This is a genomic window from Cryobacterium cheniae, assembly GCF_004403395.1.
Classification (GTDB): Bacteria; Actinomycetota; Actinomycetes; order Actinomycetales; family Microbacteriaceae; genus Cryobacterium; species Cryobacterium cheniae.
Map to the genome: position 1 here is coordinate 89,682 of NZ_SOGN01000026.1, position 16,659 is coordinate 106,340.

A 16,659-nucleotide genomic window follows, 5' to 3' on the forward strand; every position below is an offset into this window, starting at 1 on the left:
GAGGATAAGAAATGGTGGAGTCGATCGCACGCGTGCGTCACATCCGCGTTACCCCCCAGAAGGCTCGTCGCGTTGTCAACCTGATCCGCGGCAAGCAGGCCCACGAGGCCCTGGGAATTCTGAAGTTCGCGCCGCAGGGCGCGAGCGACCCGGTGTACAAGCTGGTTGCCTCGGCAATCGCGAACGCCCGAGTCAAGGCTGATGCAGCGAACACCTTCCTCGACGAGCAGGACCTGTTCGTCAGCCAGGCGTTCGTTGATGAGGGTACGACCCTCAAGCGTTTCCAGGCCCGCGCACAGGGTCGCGCATTCCAGATCAAGAAGCGCACGAGCCACATCACGGTTGTGCTCGCCACTCCTGAGGAGGGTACGAAGTAATGGGTCAGAAAGTAAACCCCTATGGCTTCCGTCTGGGAATCACGACCGACCATGTGTCGCGTTGGTTCTCTGACAGCACGAAGCCGGGCCAGCGTTACAGCGACTTCGTCGCCGAAGACGTCAAGATCCGCCGCCTGTTGAGCACCAGCCTCGACCGCGCCGGCGTGTCCCGCATCGAGATCGAGCGCACTCGTGACCGCGTTCGCGTCGACATCCACACCGCCCGTCCGGGCATTGTGATCGGTCGCCGCGGCGCGGAGGCCGAGCGCATCCGCTCCGACCTCGAGAAGCTCACCGCGAAGCAGATCCAGCTGAACATCCTTGAGGTGAAGAACCCCGAGGTCGACGCTCAGCTGGTCGCTCAGGGCATCGCCGAGCAGCTCTCCGCTCGTGTGGCATTCCGCCGCGCGATGCGCAAGGGCCTGCAGGGTGCCCAGCGCGCCGGCGCCAAGGGTGTTCGCATCCAGGTGTCCGGTCGCCTTGGTGGCGCCGAAATGAGCCGTTCGGAGTTCTACCGCGAAGGCCGTGTGCCGCTGCACACCCTGCGCGCGAACATCGACTACGGCTTCTACGAAGCCAAGACCACCTTCGGCCGTATCGGCGTGAAGGTCTGGATCTACAAGGGCGACATCACCAACAAGGAACTCGCTCGCGAGCAGGCCAACGCTAAGTCGTCCCGCCCCGAGCGTCGTGACGACCGACCGCGTCGTGCGCCCCGCGCAGAGGCTGCGGCGCCGGTTGCAGCAGGAGTTGAGGCATAACCATGTTGATTCCACGCAGAGTCAAGCACCGCAAGCAGCACCACCCGGGCCGTACCGGCCACGCAACCGGTGGTACCGAGCTGTCGTTCGGTGAGTACGGCATCCAGGCCCTCACGCCCGCCTATGTGACCAACCGTCAGATCGAGTCCGCTCGTATCGCGATCACCCGTCACATGAAGCGCGGCGGCAAGGTCTGGATCAACATCTACCCAGACCGTCCGCTCACCAAGAAGCCGGCCGAAACCCGCATGGGTTCCGGTAAGGGTTCCGTCGAGTGGTGGGTTGCCAACGTCAAGCCGGGTCGCGTGCTTTTCGAACTCAGCGGTGTCACTGACATCGTTGCCAAGGAAGCGCTGACCCGCGCTATTCACAAACTGCCCTTGAAGGCACGCATCATCAAGCGCGAGGAGGGCGACGCATAATGGCGATCGGATCCAAGGAGCTCGCCTCAGTCGAGCTCGACACTTTTGAAAACGAGCGGTTGTTCGATGAGCTGAAGAAGGCGAAGGAAGAACTCTTCAACCTTCGCTTCCAGTCGGCCACCGGCCAGCTTGAGAGCCACGGCCGCCTCCGCGCGGTCAAGCGCGACATCGCTCGCATCTACACGGTTCTCCGTGAGCGCGAGTTGGGTATTCGCCCGACTCCCGCGCCAGTCGAGGCTCCGGCCAAGGCTGAGAAGAAGACCAAGAAGGCCAAGCCTGCTGTGAAGTCTGACGACTCCGCTGCGGCCGACGCCGCCCAGACGAAGGAGGCCTAGTCATGGCGAAGACTGACGCAAAGGTCGTCGCAGTCGAGGCTGAGGCTCTCGTTCGCGGCTACCGCAAGACGCTGCGTGGTTACGTGACCAGCGACAAGATGGACAAGACCATCGTTGTCGAGGTCGAAGACCGCGTGAAGCACCCCCTGTACGGCAAGGTCATCCGCCGTACGTCCAAGCTGAAGGTCCACGACGAGGCGAACATCGCCGGCGTCGGCGACCTGGTCCTGATCAGTGAGACCCGTCCGCTGAGCGCCACCAAGCGCTTCCGCCTGGTCGAGATCCTCGAGAAGGCCAAGTAAGCCTCGCGCTTACTTGATAGAAGGGTATAAAAAGTGCTTCAGCAAGAATCACGACTCAAGGTTGCCGACAACACGGGCGCCAAGGAGCTGTTGACCATTCGCGTGCTCGGCGGCTCCGGCCGTCGCTACGCCGGACTGGGCGACACGATCGTCGCCACGGTCAAGGACGCGATCCCGGGCGGCAACGTCAAGAAGGGCGACGTCGTCAAGGCCGTCGTCGTTCGCGTCAAAAAGCAGACCCGTCGTCCAGACGGTTCGTACATCAAGTTCGATGAGAACGCCGCAGTGATTTTGAAGAACGAAGGTGACCCCCGCGGCACCCGAATCTTCGGACCGGTCGGTCGCGAGCTTCGCGACAAGAAGTTCATGAAGATCATCTCGCTGGCACCGGAGGTTATCTAAATCATGGCCAGACTCAAAAAGGGTGACCTCGTAGAGGTCATTACCGGCCGCACCCAGGCCCGCGGCGGAGACCGTGGCAAGCAGGGCAAGGTCATCGCCGTCCTGGTGGAGAAGAACAGGGTCCTCGTCGAGGGCATCAACTTCGTCACCAAGCACGTTCGCGTGGGCCAGACCCAGCGCGGCACCAAGACCGGCGGCATCGAGACCATGGAGGCACCGATTCACGTGTCCAACGTGGCCCTCGTCGACCCGGAGACCAAGAAGCCGACTCGCGTCGGCTTCCGCCTCGAAGAAGTAACGAAGGACGGCGTCACCAAGACGGTCCGCATCCGTTACGCCAAGAAGTCAGGGAAGGACCTCTGATGACCGACACTTCAGTTGCAGCAGCAGAAGCGCCCGTCGAGGCAGTCCTGCCGCGTCTCAAGCAGAAGTACCGCGACGAGATCATGGCGCAGCTCACCAAGGACCTCGGGTTCACCAACGTCCACCAGGTTCCGAACCTGGTCAAGATCGTTGTGAACATGGGTGTCGGCGAGGCAGCACGCGACGGCAAGATCATGGATGGCGCCGTCGCCGACCTCACCAAGATCACCGGTCAGAAGCCGCAGGTCACCAAGGCCCGCAAGTCGATCGCGCAGTTCAAACTGCGTGAAGGACAGCCCATCGGCACGCACGTCACTCTTCGTGGCGACCGCATGTGGGAGTTCCTCGACCGTCTCCTGAGCCTGGCGCTTCCGCGCATCCGCGACTTCCGCGGCCTGAGCGACAAGCAGTTCGATGGCAGCGGTAACTACACCTTCGGTCTCACCGAGCAGGTCATGTTCCACGAGATCGACCAGGACCGGATCGACCGTATCCGCGGTATGGATATCACGGTTGTGACGACGGCCAAGAACAACGACGAAGGTCGCGCGCTGCTCAAGGCGCTGGGCTTCCCGTTCAAGACGGCCGAAAACACCAAGTAAAGTAGCTCTTTGGCTCTTGTAGTACAAACCCGGGGCTGGACAACCGTCCAGCCCCACCACGACCAAGGTCGTCACCCGTGTAACGGATGAACGAAACCAGGCGAGAAAGGCACCACAAATGACAATGACAGATCCGGTCGCAGACATGCTGACCAGACTGCGCAACGCTAACTCGGCGTTCCACGACACCGTGTCCATGCCGCACAGCAAGCTCAAAGCGAACATCGCAGACATCCTCAAGGCCCAGGGTTACATCTCGGCTTGGGACGTCAAGGATGCAGTGGTCGGTAAGACCCTCACGCTCAACCTCAAGTTTGGTCCGAACCGCGAGCGTTCCATCGTCGGCATCAAGCGGGTTTCCAAGCCCGGCCTGCGCGTGTACGCAAAGTCGACCGAAATCCCCACCGTTCTCGGTGGCCTCGGCGTTGCCATCCTGTCCACCTCCAGCGGTCTGCTCACCGACCGCCAGGCCGAGAAGAAGGGCGTAGGCGGAGAAGTTCTCGCCTACGTGTGGTAGTCGACAATGTCACGTATTGGAAGACTCCCCATCCCGATCCCCGCGGATGTCACAGTCGCCACTGAAGGCCAGCGCGTCAACGTCAAGGGTCCGAAGGGTGAGCTCGCGCTCACCGTCGCGAACCCCATCGAGGTCAAGATCGAGGACGGCCACGTTGTCGTCACTCGCCCGAACGACGAGCGCAACTCGCGTTCGCTGCACGGACTGACCCGCACGCTGATCGCAAACCAGATCATCGGGGTGACCGTGGGTTACACCAAGTCACTCGAGATCGTCGGTACCGGTTACCGCGTCGCCCAGAAGGGCAGCTCGATCGAGTTCGCCCTCGGCTTCTCGCACCCGGTCCTCGTCGAGGCCCCTGCCGGCATCACCCTCACCGTGGAGAGCGTAAACCGCCTCACGGTCGGTGGCATCGACAAGCAGGCCGTCGGCGAGGTCGCCGCCAACATCCGTAAGATTCGCAAGCCAGAGCCCTACAAGGGCAAGGGTGTGCGTTACGCCGGCGAGATTGTTCGCCGCAAGGCCGGAAAGAGTGGTAAGTAACCATGGGTCTCGGAACTAGAGGTAAGAGCAAGGCTGCTGCCCGCGGACGCAGGCACACACGTCTTCGCAAGAAGATCGAGGGGACCGCGCTTCGTCCGCGTCTCGTCGTGACCCGTTCGGCTCGCCACGTGTTCGTGCAGGTCGTCGATGACAGCAAGGGTTTCACCCTTGCTTCGGCGTCCACGCTCGAAGACGGTCTGCGCACCTTCGATGGTGACAAGACCGCCAAGGCCCGCAAGGTCGGCGAACTCGTCGCCGAGCGTGCGAAGGCCGCCGGCATCGACGCCGTCGTATTTGACCGTGGCGGAAGCAAGTACGCAGGACGCGTCGCTGCGATCGCCGATGGAGCTCGAGAGGGTGGATTGAACCTGTGAGCACTGAAACCGCTAGCACAGCAACCAAGGAGACCGTGGTGGCCGCAGAGGCACCCGTCGAAACCGCTGCCTCAACGGCACCTGCCCAGAACGAGCCTCGTGAGGCTCGTCGTGGCGGCCGTGAGCGCAACCCGAACAAGGACCGCGGAAGCCGCGATGCCGACAAGAGCCAGTTCCTGGAGCGCGTCGTCACAATCAACCGCGTGTCCAAGGTGGTGAAGGGTGGTCGTCGCTTCAGCTTCACCGCTCTCGTCGTCGTCGGTGACGGAAACGGCCTCGTCGGCGTTGGATACGGCAAGGCCCGCGAGGTGCCGACCGCCATTTCCAAGGGCGTCGAGGAAGCGAAGAAGAACTTCTTCCGCGTTCCCCGCGTCGGCCTGACGATCCCGCACCCCGTGCAGGGTGAAGCCGCAGCCGGCGTTGTCCTGCTGCGTCCCGCCGCTGCCGGTACCGGCGTTATCGCCGGTGGCCCGGTGCGCGCCGTCCTCGAGTGTGCAGGCATCCACGATGTCCTGAGCAAGTCACTCGGTTCGTCGAACACCATCAACATCGTTCACGCCACCGTCGAGGCCCTGCACCAGCTCGAAGAGCCGCGTGCGGTTGCGGCTCGTCGTGGCCTCGCGTATGAGGACGTCGCTCCGGCACGCTTCCTGCGTGCCGACGCCGCCGCAGCAGCAGCTGCGGCAGCAGCAAAGGCAGGTGCCTGATGGCTCGCCTCAAAGTGACACAGATCAAGTCCAAAATTAGTGAGAAGCAGAACCAGCGCGACACGCTTCGCAGCCTGGGTCTCAAGCGCATTGGCGCGGTCACGATTCGCGAGGACAACTCGCAGAACCGCGGCTACGTCAACACCGTTGCTCACCTCGTCAAGGTCGAGGAGATTGACTAATGGCTGACGAAAAGGAAGCTGCCACCGCAGCCGCCAAGCCCGCCACCGCAAAGAAGGCAGCCCCCAAGAAGGCTGCCACCGCGAAGGTCGCAGTGAAGGCTGCTCCGACCGAGAAGCGCGAGCAGGTCCTGAAGGTCCACCACCTTCGTCCCGCCCCCGGAGCCAAGAAGTCGCGCATGCGCGTCGGTCGTGGTGAAGGATCCAAGGGTAAGACCGCCGGCCGTGGTACCAAGGGCACGAAGGCACGCTACAACGTGCGTATCGGGTTCGAGGGTGGCCAGATGCCGCTGCACATGCGTACTCCGAAGCTGCGCGGGTTCAAGAACCCGTTCCGCGTCGAGTACCAGGTCGTCAACCTTGAGAAGCTCGCCGAGCTGTACCCGAACGGCGGCGATGTAACCATCGCCGACCTGGTCGCCAAGGGTGCCGTTCGCGACAACGAGAAGGTCAAGGTTCTCGGCAATGGTGACATTGCGGTTAAGCTGAACATTGCAGTGGATAAGGTCTCCGGCTCAGCAGAGCAGAAGATCGTCGCTGCGGGTGGCTCAATCAAGTAAGTCCGTAGACGCTGAGCGAGCTTGTCGAGGCCACCAATCGAAATCTTTCGATGCTGGTCTCGACAGGCTCGTTTTTCTCGTTATTAACTGGAGGCATTGTGTTCAGCGCCATCGCGCGGATCTTCCGCACACCCGACCTGCGCAGGAAAATCGGGTTCAGTCTGGGCATCGTTGCCCTGTTCCGACTGGGTTCGTTCATCCCTGCCCCCTTCGTCGACTTCGGGAACGTGCAAGCGTGTCTGGCGGCGAACCAGGGCACCAGCGGCCTCTATGAGCTCGTCAACCTGTTCAGCGGCGGCGCCCTGCTGCAGCTGTCGGTCTTCGCGCTCGGCATCATGCCGTACATCACGGCCTCGATCATCGTGCAACTCCTGCGCGTGGTCATCCCCCACTTTGAGACCCTGCACAAGGAAGGCGCGTCCGGTCAGGGCACGCTCACCCAGTACACGCGGTACCTCACCATCGCCCTCGCGATCCTCCAGTCGACGACGCTGATCACCGTTGCCCGCAGTGGCGCCCTCTACGGCACGTCGGCCAGCGCCGAGTGCTCGCAGCTGCTCACCAACGACGCCTGGTACGCCATCATGCTGATGGTCATCACCATGACGGCCGGTACCGGCCTGATCATGTGGATGGGCGAGCTCATCACCGAGCGCGGCATCGGCAACGGCATGTCACTGTTGATCTTCACGTCGATCGCGGCACTGTTCCCGGGTTCGCTCGCCTCCATCGGCCAGCAGAAGGGCCTCGACATCCTGATGATCGTGATCGCGGTCGGTCTGGTCGTGGTCGCCGCCGTGGTCTTCGTCGAGCAGTCCCAGCGGCGCATCCCGGTGCAGTACGCCAAACGGATGGTCGGACGCCGCACCTACGGCGGAAACAACACGTACATCCCGATCAAGGTGAACATGGCCGGCGTCGTGCCCGTCATCTTCGCGTCGTCGCTGCTCTACCTGCCGGCCCTGATCGCACAGTTCAACCAGCCGGCCGCCGGCCAGGCGCCGCCAGCGTGGGTGAACTGGGTCACGAACAACCTCACCCAGGGCAACGACCCGCTCTACATGGCGCTGTACTTCCTCCTCATCGTCGGATTCACGTACTTCTATGTCGCGATCACCTTCAACCCCGAAGAGGTCGCCGACAATATGAAGAAGTACGGTGGATTCATCCCGGGCATCCGTGCCGGTCGTCCGACCGCCGAGTACCTGGACTTCGTTCTGACCCGGGTGACTCTGCCCGGCGCCCTGTACCTGGGCCTGATCGCCCTGCTGCCGCTGATCGCGTTCTCCGCGATCGGAGCCGACCAGAACTTCCCGTTCGGTGGCGCCAGCATCCTGATCGTGGTCGGTGTCGGGCTTGAGACGGTCAAGCAGATCGATGCACAACTCCAACAGCGTCACTACGAAGGGCTCCTCCGATGACCCGTTTGCTGCTAATCGGCCCGCCCGGCGCGGGCAAGGGCACCCAGGCCGAGCGCCTGTCCGAGGCGTTCGATGTTCCGGCCGTTTCGACCGGGGACATCTTCCGCTTCAACGTGAAGAACGACACGGAGCTGGGCCTCCAGGTCAAGGCGTTCATGGATGCCGGCGCCTACGTGCCGGATTCCCTCACCAACGCGATCGTGTCCGACCGGTTGAAGAAGCCCGACGCCACCGAGGGATTCCTTCTGGACGGGTACCCGCGCACGCAGGAACAGGTTCTGGAACTGGACCGTCTGCTCGAGGCTGACGGCACCGCGCTCGACGCCGTCGTGCTGATCGTCGCCGACACCGAAGAGGTCGTCGCACGGCTCCTCAAGCGTGCGGCCGAGCAGGGGCGTGCGGATGACACCGCCGACGTCATCCGGCACCGGCTCGCCGTTTACGAGGAGCAGACCGCTCCGCTGATCGACATCTACTCCTCCCGCGGCCTCGTGGTCACGGTCGACGGTCTCGGTGCCGTCGACGAGGTGACCGGGCGCATACTCGAGGTCCTGGCCGCCCGCGGTCTGACCGTGCCCGTCGCCGCCGTGCCCGTGACCAGCGGAGACGCAGCCAGCGCCTCCTAACCCCGGTCGTGCGCGCTCGGCGTGCAGGGCCTCAGCAGTTTGCAGAGATTTTCACAATGAGCCTTCGACGATCCATCTACAAGTCGCCGGCGCAGATGCGGTTGATGATCGCACCCGGACTGGCCACGGCCGCATCCCTGGATGCGGCCCGCGCGGCCATCCGGGTCGGCGCAACCACCCTCGAGCTCGACGCGGCGGCCGAGGCTGCCATCGTCGCTCGGGGCGGCCTGCCCAACTTCAAGCTGGAGCAGGGCTACCACCACACGGTGTGCGCGTCCGTCAACGACGATGTCGTGCACGGCATCCCCGGGGCACGCGTGCTCGCCGCCGGCGACATCGTGTCGATCGACAGTGGGGCCATCATCGATGGCTGGAACGGTGACGCGGCCTTCTCCTTCGTGATTCCCGACCCGAACCGCCCCGAGGTCGTGGCCGAGCGCGAGAAGCTGTCGCACGTCACCGAGCAGTCGTTGTGGCACGGGATCGCCCGCCTCGCGGTGGCGCGTCACCTCAACGAGGTCGGCGACGCCATCGAGGACTACGTCGAGTCGCAGGGCGACTACGGGATCCTCACCGACTATGTCGGTCACGGAATCGGCCGGTCCATGCACGAGGCGCCGCCCGTGTTCAACTACCGGGTGCGCCAGAAGGGCCCGGACGTGAAGCCCGGGCTCGTGATCGCGATCGAACCCATGGTCGTCATGGGATCCATCGAGACGTACGTGCGCGAGGACGACTGGACCGTCGCCACCAGCGACGGACTGGCCGCCGCCCACTGGGAACACAGCGTGGCCGTGCACAAGGACGGGATCTGGGTTCTCACCGCTCCCGACGGCGGCGCTGCCGCCCTGGCCCCCTTCGGCATCACGCCCGTTCCGCTCGCTTAGTCGAACTCTTTCTGAATCAGCCACACTCGGGAGACGGGATCTGGTCTTCTCGAGCGCCCCGAAGCGGGAAGATTGAGTAGGGGACAAAACCGTCCTCCTCGGCTCAGGGAAAGAGCGATTCCATGAAGATTCTCGTCGTCTGCGGTGCTGGAGCCTCCAGCGCCTTCGTTGCACACCGGGTGCGCCACACCGCGGAGGCCCGCGGTCTGGATGTTCACGTCTCCGCGGGGAGCGAGTCCGATCTGCCGGCCTCCCTCGGACCGGTCGACGTGCTCCTGGTGGGGCCGCACCTGGCACCCCGATTCGAGAAGATCCGCCTTCAAGCCGTGCACGCCGGGGTCGGCATCGCCCTGCTCGAGGCCACCGTCTTCGCCTCGCAGAACGGCGACGAGGCACTCGACGCCGCCATCTACGCCTATAAGACCCGCGACTGGGCCGAAACCAAGAAGTAACCGGCAGGTGGCCTACTGGTCCATCAGGTGCACGAGCTCATCGATGAAGGATGCAAAGTCGACCGAACGCCTGACCAGCCGCTGAACATCGGCCCGGTCTGAGAAGACCTCGACGAACTGATCGAAAACGGTCTGGAAGCTCTTGCGGCCGGCGGCGCTGAACGCAATCATCGCGACCACGTTGACCCGGTTCTCGCCCCATGGCATGGGAGTGTCATTGATCACGATGGCGATCGAGGTGCGGAAGGCCGTCATCGACATCGAGTGCGGCACCGCCAGGTTGTCTGTGAACGCCGTCGACGACATCAGCTCGCGCTCGATCGCGCCGTCGATGTAGCTCTGGTCGATGTCGCCGTGTTCGATCATCCGTTCGCCGAGCGCCCGAATCATCGCGGTCTCGTCGTCGGCGTGGAAGTTGCGCGCGAACAGCGACTCGTCGAAGAACTGCAGCAGCTCATCCTTGAGGTCGGCGCGACGGCGGAGACGACGGATGCGGCTGGCCGCCTTCCGCACGCGGTCGATGTCGGCCTCGGTCAGGAACGGTTGAATCACGATGACGCCCTCCGTGGGCGACTGCGGTTCGATCGTGGTGAGCACGAGTTTCGCGTCGAGGGCCTTCCAATCGACGTCGCTGCGGGTGACCACCGACACCACTTCGAGCTCGTCACCGAGAACCCGCTCGATCCTCTCGCGCAGAAGCACATGCATGTCGTAGTAGTTCGGGCAGATCAGGGCGCACGTGACCAGGTCCTCGCGCCGGGACTGCTGTTGCAGATGCGCACCGACGTGCATCGCGATATAGGCGATCTCATCATCGTTGATCACGATCTGCTCCTGCCGCTGCAGTTGGCTGGCGATGTAGACGGCGACCTCGTAGATCATCGGGTAAGACGTCTTGATCGACCTGGTGAGCGGGTTGTGCGAGTAGGACCGGCCCTGGGCTCGGTTGATCAGGTTGCGCACGTGCAGGGTGAGTCGCACGATGAAGTTCTCCTCGGCGAGGTCCAGCAGGAACTCGTCCCCGGCCTGGCCGACGATGCGGCGCACGGCCTCGAGGTCCTCCGGGCGGACGAAGCTCTCGATCAGAACCTGCGCGGGCTGGTCCTGTCCGGGGGTGATCACCCGGGTCTTGAGCAGGAGCGCGATGTAGTCCAGATCCCCGGTGCCCAGCTCGACGTGGAAGTGGCGCACGATCAGTGCGGCGAGGGCGAGGGTCATCGCGTCGGGGGAGGCGACGGATTCCGCGGTGTCGGCCGTCACGGGGGCGGTGCGCCTCGTGACCCGGTCGATGGCGATGGCAACGTGGAGTAGCACGTCGTTGGTGCCGTACTCGTTGACGAAATACCCCTGCGAGTCGAGCATCGCTATCAGATCGGTCTTGAACGCCCCCAGGCTCTCGGAGGCGAACTCGCGCTGGATCGCCTCGAGTTCGAGCAGACCGCGCGAACTCTCCTCGCGGAACATGCGGCTGAGCAGCCGGCGCCGGTCGGTCTCGGAACCGGTGAGCGTGATGACGCTGCCGTGGCGGCTGAGGGTGAGCCCGGTATCGGGCAGCAGCTGCCGCACCTTGGTCAGGTCGGCGTCGATCGTGGAGTCGCTGACGAACAGCTCGGCGGACACCGCGTACACGTCGAGCCCCTCGGGGGACTCCGTGAGTCGGCGCACCAGGGCGTACAGGCGATCCCGCGGGGTCTCGGCATCGTCCGCCTGCGCGCGCGCGCTGGAGCGGTACAGGGCGAACGCCTCGAGGTCGAGTCGGTACCCGGCCGGACCCGACTCGATGATTTCGAGCGGCACCGCAGCCAATTTCAGGCTGGTGACGTAACTGCGAACCGTCCGGGGCGTGACGCCCAGGAGGTCGGCAAGCTCGCCGGCGGTAACCCAGGCCGGCGTCTGCGACAGGAAATCCAGCATCCGTGTCTGTTTGTCGCTCATTGCACGCCACTCCATTGTAAAAACCCAGTCTCCCATGGCCCCACGGTCCGGAACCCTGCCACGACATTTCCGGGGGTGCGGAAAAGTCTCTGGTGGCCCTGCCAGTCCCCTTCGAGAAGACTGGCATCAGTCGCACCGTGATGAGGCAACACCCATCGCAACTCCTAAGAAAGGCAGACCAATGACGACGTCGTCAGCTAACAAGACCAAGAGCGGAGGGACCCGTGTTCACGTTCAGCGGTTCGGAACGTTCCTCAGCGGCATGGTCATGCCCAACATCCCCGCATTCATTGCGTGGGGACTGATCACGGCATTCTTCATCCCGACCGGCTGGACCCCGAACGCAACCCTGGAAACGCTCGTCGGCCCGATGATCGTGTACTTACTGCCACTCCTGATCGCCAACACCGGTGGCCGCATGGTCTACGGAACGCGGGGCGCGGTCGTCGCCTCGATCGCGACCATGGGTGTCATCGTGGGCAGCGAGATTCCGATGTTCATCGGCGCCATGATCGTCGGCCCGGGGTCCGCGTACCTCCTGAAGAAGCTGGACACCCTCTGGGCCGGCAAGATCAAGCCCGGCTTCGAGATGCTGGTCGACAACTTCGCGTCCGGAATCCTCGGCATGATCCTCGCGCTCGGTGCGTTCTTCGGAATCGCCCCGCTGGTGACCGGGATCAGCAACTTCCTCGAGATGATCGTCGATTGGCTCGTCGTCAACAGCCTGCTGCCGATCGCCAGCATCTTCATCGAACCCGGCAAGATCCTGTTCCTCAACAACGCCATCAACCACGGCGTGCTCACACCGATCGGAGTTCAGCAGGTTGCCGAGTCCGGCCAGTCGGTGCTCTTCCTGCTTGAAGCGAACCCCGGTCCCGGCCTCGGCATCCTGCTTGCATTCTCCTTCTTCGGAGTCGGCATCGCCCGCGCCAGCGCACCGGGCGCCATCATCATCCACTTCTTCGGTGGCATCCACGAGATCTACTTCCCGTACGTGCTGATGAAGCCCGCCCTCCTGCTCGCCGTCATCGGTGGTGGCATGACCGGTGTCGCCATCAACGTCGCCTTCGCAACCGGCCTGCGCGCCCCGGCCTCACCCGGCAGCATCATCGCCATCCTGATTCAGACGGCGCCGGGCAGCTACGTCGGCGTCATCCTCTCGGTGATTGGCGCCGCCACGGTGTCGTTCCTGATCGCAGCCGTCATCCTCCGTTCCAGCCGCAAGCGCGACCTGGCCGCGGGCGATACCGGTGACATGGCTGAGGCCATCGCCAAGACCGAGGCCAACAAGGGCAAGGCCAGCACCATCCTCGCCGGCCTCGCCGCCACCGACGCTTCGTCCACCACCGCTCGCCCCGTGAAGAAGATCATCTTCGCCTGCGACGCCGGCATGGGTTCCAGCGCCATGGGTGCTTCGGTGCTGCGCAACAAGATCAAGAAGGCCGGAGTAGAGGGCGTCACGGTGACCAACCAGGCCATCGCGAACCTCGACGGCACGGCCGACCTGGTCATCACGCACCAGGACCTGACTGCCAGGGCACAGTCTCAGTCTCCGAACTCCGTGCACATCTCGGTGGAGAACTTCATGAACAGCCCGAAATACGAGGAGGTCGTCGCTCTCCTGCAGAGCCAGACGGCCGAGGGAGTAGCGCGATGACGAACCGAATTCTGGAACTGGGCAACGTGGTGGCGGCCGGGTCGGCCACCACCAAGCTCGACGCAATCCGTGAGGCCGGCGCCCTGCTCGTGACTGCGGGCGCCGTGCGCGAAGACTACGTCGACTCGATGTTCGACCGCGAAGCAAGCGTGTCGACTTACATGGGAAATTTCCTGGCCATTCCGCACGGGACCAACGACGCCAAGGAGTCGATCATCCGGTCGGCCCTGTCGCTCGTGCGGTACGCCGACCCGATCGATTGGAACGGCCAGCAGGTTCGCTTCGCCGTCGGGATCGCCGGGCTCAACAACGAGCACCTCGAAATCCTGCAGAAGATAGCGATTGTCTTCTCGGACGAGGACGAAGTGCAGAAACTGATGGACGCCGTCACCGCTGAGGACATCTTCACGCTCCTCGAGGAGGTCAACGCAGAATGAAAGCCATTCACTTCGGCGCGGGGAACATCGGCCGCGGATTCGTCGGCCTCCTGCTTCATGATGCCGGATACGAGGTTGTCTTCGCCGATGTGAATGCTTCCCTGATCAACGCTCTGCAGGCCGCCGGCAGCTACACCGTGCACGAGGCAGGGGAGGTGTCGACCACCCGCGTGGTCGACACCTTCCGGGCCATCAACAGCGCCACGGATGAGGCCGCCCTGATCGAAGAGATCGCGACGGCCGACATCGTGACCACCGCGGTCGGCCCCACCGTCCTCCGCTTTGTGGCACCGGTCATCGCGGCCGGGCTGGCGCGGAGGGCCCCCGAGCGGCCGCCCCTGGCCGTGATGGCGTGCGAAAACGCCATCAACGCGACGGATGTCCTCGCCGAACAGGTGCTGGCAAACGTGCCGGACTCGGAACGTGCGGCCCTGGAGCAGCGGGTCGTCTTCGCCAACACCGCGGTCGACCGCATCGTCCCCGGCCAGGCCGAGGGCGCCGGCATCGACGTCACCGTCGAGGCCTTCTATGAGTGGGTCATCGAGCAGGGCGCCTTCAACGGCGCCGTACCGGTCATCCCGGGTGCGACCTTCGTCGAGAACCTCGCGCCGTACATCGAGCGCAAACTGTTCACGGTGAACACCGGTCACGCGACGGTCGCCTACCTCGGCTCCGTCGCCGGGGTATCCAGGATCTCCGACGCCCTCCTCGTGCCGGCGGTCCTGGACGGCACCCGGGCGGTGCTCGAGGAGACGTCCGCCCTTCTCGTGGCCAAGCACGGCCTGGACGTGGAGGCGCAGCGCGCCTACCGGGAGAAGATCCTGGTGCGGTTCGCCAACCCGTCCCTGCCCGACACGGTGGAGCGCGTCGGCCGCCAGCCGCTGCGGAAGCTCAGCCGCAACGAACGGTTCATCGGCCCCGCCGCCGAGATCGCCGCACACGGCACCCGCCCGTCCGCGCTGCTCGCCGCGATCGAGGCCGCACTCCGGTTCGACGTCGCCGACGACGAGCAGAGCGCCCTGCTGCAGCAGATGCTTCGCGCCGAGACCCCCGAAACGTTCACCGCTTCGGTGTGCGGTCTGGACTCTGCGCATCCGTTGTTCGCCGATGTGGTCCGGGTCGTCGACACGGTCCAGAAGGCCCTCTAAGTCGAAAATCCCGTGAGGGATTATAGGGAAGAATTGCCAAAAGGCAACTCTGTACCATAGAGTAAATCCTTGGTGTCTGATGCGCGCGTATGCGGCGTGTCATTTCACCACAATCCACGCACGACCAGCAATCAATACCCTAGCGATAGTGAGTTATGGCCAAAAAAGACGGTGTCATCGAAATCGAGGGCGCAGTAGTCGAAGCTCTTCCCAACGCGATGTTTCGTGTTGAGTTGACCAACGGCCACAAAGTTCTTGCCCACATTTCCGGCAAGATGCGTCAGCACTACATCCGTATCCTCCCCGAGGACCGCGTGATCGTTGAGCTGAGCCCGTACGACCTGACTCGCGGCCGGATCGTTTACCGCTACAAGTAGAGAGTGCTGTAAGTAACGGCCCGAGGCGTTCCTGGGGTACGAAGACAGCGAATACAAGGACACACCATGAAGGTCAAGCCCAGCGTCAAGAAGATCTGCGACAAGTGCAAGGTCATTCGCCGTAACGGCAACGTGATGGTCATCTGCGAGAACCCTCGTCACAAGCAGCGTCAGGGCTGATCGCGACAGGCTCGATCAACGTCGAGCCCGTCGAGATGCAACTGAACACAGAAAATAGCAGTGCCGGGAACCCTGCGGGGGGACACCATCGGTTGGAGGCCGATGTACAGGCACTGTTACAGACCTCCACTCATATACAGGAGAAGCCACAATGGCACGTCTAGCCGGCGTTGATATTCCTCGCGATAAGCGCGTGGAAGTTGCACTGACTTACATCTTTGGTGTTGGCCGCACGAGGGCCCTCAAGACCCTCGCCGACACTGAAATCGATGGAAACATCCGAGTCAAGGACCTGAGTGACGAGCAGCTCGTCGCCCTCCGTGACTACATCGAAGGAACCTTCAAGGTTGAGGGTGACCTCCGCCGTGAGGTTGCCGCTGACATCCGCCGCAAGGTCGAGATCGGCAGCTACGAGGGCATCCGCCACCGCAAGGGCCTGCCCGTTCGCGGCCAGCGCACCAAGACCAACGCTCGCACCCGCAAGGGCCCGAAGCGCACCGTAGCCGGCAAGAAGAAGGCGCGCTAGGCCTCGGCCTGGCCCGCCAAAGCCTTTAGGATTCAGGAGAAATTCATGGCAGCACCAAAGTCGGCCGTTCGGAAGCCGCGCAAGAAAGAAAAGAAGAACATCGCAGTGGGCCAGGCCCACATCAAGAGCACCTTCAACAACACCATCGTCTCGATCACTGACACCACCGGTGCGGTCATCAGCTGGGCGTCTTCAGGTGGAGTTGGCTTCAAGGGCTCGCGCAAGTCGACCCCGTTCGCCGCGCAGCTGGCTGCCGAGTCGGCCGCCCGCCAGGCGCAGGAGCACGGCATGAAGAAGGTTGACGTCTTCGTCAAGGGACCCGGATCGGGCCGCGAGACCGCGATCCGTTCGCTCCAGGCCGCCGGCCTCGAGGTCGGTTCGATCAACGACGTCACCCCTCAGGCGCACAACGGTTGCCGTCCGCCCAAGCGTCGTCGCGTCTAACCAACCGGCATTCCGCCATCGACCGGGCCCGTCGCACGACGGGCCCGGTTCTGGCGGGTCGTGGGGCATAAGCCCTCCTCGTTCGACGATGTGCTCGATGGTCGGGCTTGTCGAGAGACACACAA

General features: G+C 63.7%; 26 protein-coding genes. 25 read left to right on the forward strand and 1 reads right to left on the reverse strand.

The genetic code is table 11. The features are described 5' to 3' along the window. Positions 1-11 precede the first annotated feature (11 nt). From rplV to E3T23_RS04875, 18 genes are all read left to right on the forward strand, one after another. Positions 12-377, forward strand: a complete 366-nt coding sequence (gene rplV, locus E3T23_RS04790) for a 50S ribosomal protein L22 (protein WP_134369265.1) — start codon at positions 12-14, stop codon at positions 375-377. After that, positions 377-1,138: a 30S ribosomal protein S3 gene (rpsC, locus tag E3T23_RS04795; RefSeq protein ID WP_134363322.1), complete on the forward strand. Its 762-nt coding sequence runs from the start codon at positions 377-379 to the stop codon at positions 1,136-1,138. Before rplV ends, rpsC begins: the two co-directional genes overlap by 1 nt. Positions 1,139-1,140: 2 nt before the next feature. Then, positions 1,141-1,560 (forward strand): 50S ribosomal protein L16, encoded by a 420-nt coding sequence (rplP, locus tag E3T23_RS04800; RefSeq protein ID WP_104100963.1) that lies wholly within the window; start codon positions 1,141-1,143, stop codon positions 1,558-1,560. Beyond that, positions 1,560-1,895: a 50S ribosomal protein L29 gene (gene rpmC, locus E3T23_RS15870; RefSeq protein ID WP_134369266.1), complete on the forward strand. Its 336-nt coding sequence runs from the start codon at positions 1,560-1,562 to the stop codon at positions 1,893-1,895. Before rplP ends, rpmC begins: the two co-directional genes overlap by 1 nt. Before the next feature lie 2 nt (positions 1,896-1,897). Next, positions 1,898-2,197: a 30S ribosomal protein S17 gene (gene rpsQ / locus E3T23_RS04810; RefSeq protein WP_134369267.1), complete on the forward strand. Its 300-nt coding sequence runs from the start codon at positions 1,898-1,900 to the stop codon at positions 2,195-2,197. Positions 2,198-2,230: 33 nt separating this feature from the next. Continuing rightward, the gene (gene rplN, locus E3T23_RS04815) at positions 2,231-2,599 is read left to right on the forward strand and encodes a 50S ribosomal protein L14 (protein WP_134365618.1); all 369 of its coding nucleotides are present in this window, start codon (positions 2,231-2,233) and stop codon (positions 2,597-2,599) included. 3 nt (positions 2,600-2,602) lie between these two features. Further along, on the forward strand, positions 2,603-2,962 hold the full coding sequence (gene rplX, locus E3T23_RS04820; protein WP_134369268.1) for a 50S ribosomal protein L24: 360 nt from the start codon (positions 2,603-2,605) through the stop codon (positions 2,960-2,962). Beyond that, positions 2,962-3,564 carry a 50S ribosomal protein L5 gene (rplE, locus tag E3T23_RS04825; RefSeq protein ID WP_134369269.1) on the forward strand — a complete coding sequence of 201 codons (603 nt, stop codon included), beginning with the start codon at positions 2,962-2,964 and terminating at the stop codon, positions 3,562-3,564. The genes rplX and rplE overlap by 1 nt, the downstream gene beginning before the upstream one ends. Positions 3,565-3,682: 118 nt before the next feature. Next, positions 3,683-4,081 carry a 30S ribosomal protein S8 gene (gene rpsH, locus E3T23_RS04830; protein ID WP_104100957.1) on the forward strand — a complete coding sequence of 133 codons (399 nt, stop codon included), beginning with the start codon at positions 3,683-3,685 and terminating at the stop codon, positions 4,079-4,081. 6 nt (positions 4,082-4,087) lie between these two features. Then, entirely contained in the window at positions 4,088-4,624 is a 537-nt protein-coding gene (rplF, locus tag E3T23_RS04835) for a 50S ribosomal protein L6 (RefSeq protein ID WP_104100956.1), read from the forward strand. A gap of 2 nt (positions 4,625-4,626) precedes the next feature. Next, entirely contained in the window at positions 4,627-4,998 is a 372-nt protein-coding gene (gene rplR, locus E3T23_RS04840) for a 50S ribosomal protein L18 (protein WP_104171761.1), read from the forward strand. Continuing rightward, complete coding sequence (gene rpsE, locus E3T23_RS04845; RefSeq protein WP_369827970.1) at positions 4,995-5,705, forward strand: 30S ribosomal protein S5; 711 nt, start codon at positions 4,995-4,997, stop codon at positions 5,703-5,705. The genes rplR and rpsE overlap by 4 nt, the downstream gene beginning before the upstream one ends. After that, a complete protein-coding gene (rpmD, locus tag E3T23_RS04850) occupies positions 5,705-5,887 on the forward strand; it encodes a 50S ribosomal protein L30 (protein ID WP_174235710.1) in 183 nt (60 codons plus the stop codon). The genes rpsE and rpmD overlap by 1 nt, the downstream gene beginning before the upstream one ends. Further along, complete coding sequence (gene rplO / locus E3T23_RS04855; RefSeq protein WP_134369270.1) at positions 5,887-6,444, forward strand: 50S ribosomal protein L15; 558 nt, start codon at positions 5,887-5,889, stop codon at positions 6,442-6,444. The genes rpmD and rplO overlap by 1 nt, the downstream gene beginning before the upstream one ends. A gap of 98 nt (positions 6,445-6,542) precedes the next feature. Next, on the forward strand, positions 6,543-7,865 hold the full coding sequence (secY, locus tag E3T23_RS04860) for a preprotein translocase subunit SecY (RefSeq protein ID WP_134369323.1): 1,323 nt from the start codon (positions 6,543-6,545) through the stop codon (positions 7,863-7,865). Further along, positions 7,862-8,491, forward strand: coding sequence for an adenylate kinase (locus E3T23_RS04865; protein WP_174843839.1), 630 nt, complete (start codon positions 7,862-7,864; stop codon positions 8,489-8,491). The genes secY and E3T23_RS04865 overlap by 4 nt, the downstream gene beginning before the upstream one ends. 56 nt (positions 8,492-8,547) lie before the next feature. Continuing rightward, positions 8,548-9,378, forward strand: a complete 831-nt coding sequence (gene map / locus E3T23_RS04870) for a type I methionyl aminopeptidase (protein WP_134369271.1) — start codon at positions 8,548-8,550, stop codon at positions 9,376-9,378. A gap of 122 nt (positions 9,379-9,500) precedes the next feature. Next, positions 9,501-9,830, forward strand: a complete 330-nt coding sequence (locus E3T23_RS04875; protein ID WP_134369272.1) for a PTS sugar transporter subunit IIB — start codon at positions 9,501-9,503, stop codon at positions 9,828-9,830. Between the two features lie 12 nt (positions 9,831-9,842). Here E3T23_RS04875 and E3T23_RS04880 read toward each other — a convergent pair whose 3' ends face one another. After that, the gene (locus E3T23_RS04880) at positions 9,843-11,765 is read right to left on the reverse strand and encodes a BglG family transcription antiterminator (RefSeq protein WP_241977601.1); all 1,923 of its coding nucleotides are present in this window, start codon (positions 11,763-11,765) and stop codon (positions 9,843-9,845) included. A gap of 181 nt (positions 11,766-11,946) precedes the next feature. On the opposite strand from E3T23_RS04880, the gene E3T23_RS04885 reads away from it, so the two are divergent. The 7 genes from E3T23_RS04885 (at position 11,947) to rpsK (ending at position 16,534) form a co-directional block, all read left to right on the forward strand. Further along, a complete protein-coding gene (locus E3T23_RS04885; protein WP_134369273.1) occupies positions 11,947-13,422 on the forward strand; it encodes a PTS mannitol transporter subunit IIBC in 1,476 nt (491 codons plus the stop codon). Next, on the forward strand, positions 13,419-13,859 hold the full coding sequence (locus tag E3T23_RS04890) for a PTS mannitol transporter subunit IIA (RefSeq protein WP_134369274.1): 441 nt from the start codon (positions 13,419-13,421) through the stop codon (positions 13,857-13,859). Before E3T23_RS04885 ends, E3T23_RS04890 begins: the two co-directional genes overlap by 4 nt. Continuing rightward, a complete protein-coding gene (locus E3T23_RS04895) occupies positions 13,856-15,007 on the forward strand; it encodes a mannitol-1-phosphate 5-dehydrogenase (RefSeq protein ID WP_134369275.1) in 1,152 nt (383 codons plus the stop codon). Before E3T23_RS04890 ends, E3T23_RS04895 begins: the two co-directional genes overlap by 4 nt. 155 nt (positions 15,008-15,162) lie before the next feature. Continuing rightward, complete coding sequence (infA, locus tag E3T23_RS04900; RefSeq protein ID WP_022883252.1) at positions 15,163-15,384, forward strand: translation initiation factor IF-1; 222 nt, start codon at positions 15,163-15,165, stop codon at positions 15,382-15,384. 66 nt (positions 15,385-15,450) lie between these two features. Next, complete coding sequence (gene rpmJ / locus E3T23_RS04905) at positions 15,451-15,564, forward strand: 50S ribosomal protein L36 (RefSeq protein WP_035834639.1); 114 nt, start codon at positions 15,451-15,453, stop codon at positions 15,562-15,564. Between the two features lie 151 nt (positions 15,565-15,715). Continuing rightward, positions 15,716-16,090, forward strand: coding sequence for a 30S ribosomal protein S13 (gene rpsM, locus E3T23_RS04910; RefSeq protein ID WP_104100946.1), 375 nt, complete (start codon positions 15,716-15,718; stop codon positions 16,088-16,090). A gap of 45 nt (positions 16,091-16,135) precedes the next feature. After that, on the forward strand, positions 16,136-16,534 hold the full coding sequence (rpsK, locus tag E3T23_RS04915) for a 30S ribosomal protein S11 (protein ID WP_055821293.1): 399 nt from the start codon (positions 16,136-16,138) through the stop codon (positions 16,532-16,534). The last annotated feature ends 125 nt before the right edge of the window (positions 16,535-16,659 follow it).